This is a genomic window from Promicromonospora sp. NPDC090134, assembly GCF_044746965.1.
Taxonomy (GTDB): Bacteria; Actinomycetota; Actinomycetes; order Actinomycetales; family Cellulomonadaceae; genus Promicromonospora.
Genome location: NZ_JBIVCZ010000027.1, coordinates 1 through 1,393 on the forward strand (window position 1 = coordinate 1; position 1,393 = coordinate 1,393).

At 68.2% G+C, this 1,393-nt stretch carries 1 protein-coding gene; it reads right to left on the bottom strand.

Annotated elements, in window-relative coordinates:
* Positions 1-35: 35 nt before the first annotated feature.
* A protein-coding gene (locus tag ACIPN7_RS29845; protein ID WP_400550854.1) for an IS3 family transposase occupies positions 36-1,324 on the bottom strand; the annotation gives its coding sequence in 2 pieces (ribosomal slippage) (positions 36-961 and positions 961-1,324; 1,290 coding nt in all).
* Between the last annotated feature and the right edge of the window lie 69 nt (positions 1,325-1,393).

Genomic DNA, 1,393 nt, shown 5'->3' on the forward strand with positions numbered 1-1,393 from the left:
GGGCCTTGACCCCGGTTCGTGGACACGGGGTGGGTTTACGCCGCGGTAGCGAGCGTAGTGGTGGTTGTGTTTTTCTCGTAGTCGACGGGGCTGGTGTAGCCGCACCAGGAGTGTCGGCGGCGGTTGTTGTAGCGAAGGATCCAACGGAACACCTCGCGGCGGCATGTGGCCTCATCCGGCCAGCAGGCCGCGTCCTGCAGGACCTCGCGTTTGAGGGTCGCGTTGAACGATTCCGCGAGAGCGTTGTCGGCCGAGGTGCCCACCGCGCCCATGGACTGCCTCACGCCCAGAGCCGCGCAGAGATCGGCGTAGGCCTTCGAGGTGTAGACCGACCCGTGGTCGCTGTGAAAGACCGCCCCGGCCAGCGACCCACGGGTCGCGGCAGCGGCGTTGAGCGCGTCGGTGACGAGCTCGGTGCGCATGTGGTCGGCGACCGCCCAGCCGACCAGGCGGCGGGAGTAGCAGTCGATGACAGTGGCGAGGTACAGGTTCCCGCCGCCTGCGGCCGCGCTGATCGGTAGGTAGGTGATGTCGCCGACGTAACGCTGGTTCGGCGCCTTCGCGGTGAAGTCCCGCTGCAGCAGGTCCGGCACGACCTGGTCGGTCGGCTCGGGGATCGTGGTGCGGACCTTGCGTTTCTTGACGTAGCCGGCGATCCCGGCCGCGCGCATCACCCGCGCGATCCGTTTGTGGTTGACCCGCTCACCGTCCGGGACGCCGTCGTTGAGCTCGGCGGTCACTCGTGGCGCGCCGAGGGTGTTGTCAGCTGCGTGGACCCGGCGGATCCGTGCCTGAAGGGCCGCGTCCGCGGCAGCCCGCTGGGCCCGCGCTGGTGCGGACGCCTTCCAGGCGTAGTAGGAGGAACGCTCGATCTCGACGAGCTCGCACAGTCGCTTCACCTCGAAGGTGTTGCAGTGGTCGGCAACGAACTGGAAGCGACTCACCAGCGCGTCTCCCCGGCGAAATACTTCGCCGCTTTCTGCAAGATCTCCCGCTCGGTGGCCAGCTTCGTCGTCTCGACCCGCAGGGCCGCGTTCTCCGCCTCGAGCCGGGCGATCTTCTGCTCCGGCGTCTCACCCGCAGGCACCGTGGGACCGGCCGGCACGCCGCTGGAACGCGTCGTGGTGGACCGCAGCGGGCTCGACGTCCGTGTGCCGTCCGGCGCGGTCTTCTTGCCTGTCCCGTACGCGTCGAGCCAGCCCCGCAACGTGCCGCGCACGATCCCGAGGTCCTCGGCGATACCGCGGACCGTGGCACCGGGCGTGGACTCGTACAAGTCCACGGCCTGCCGACGAAACTCCTCGGAGTAGTTCTTCCTGGCCATAGTTCCTGATCATCTCGCTTCCCCAGCAGATGCTGGAATCAGCGTGTCCAAGAACCAGGGTCAGGCCCC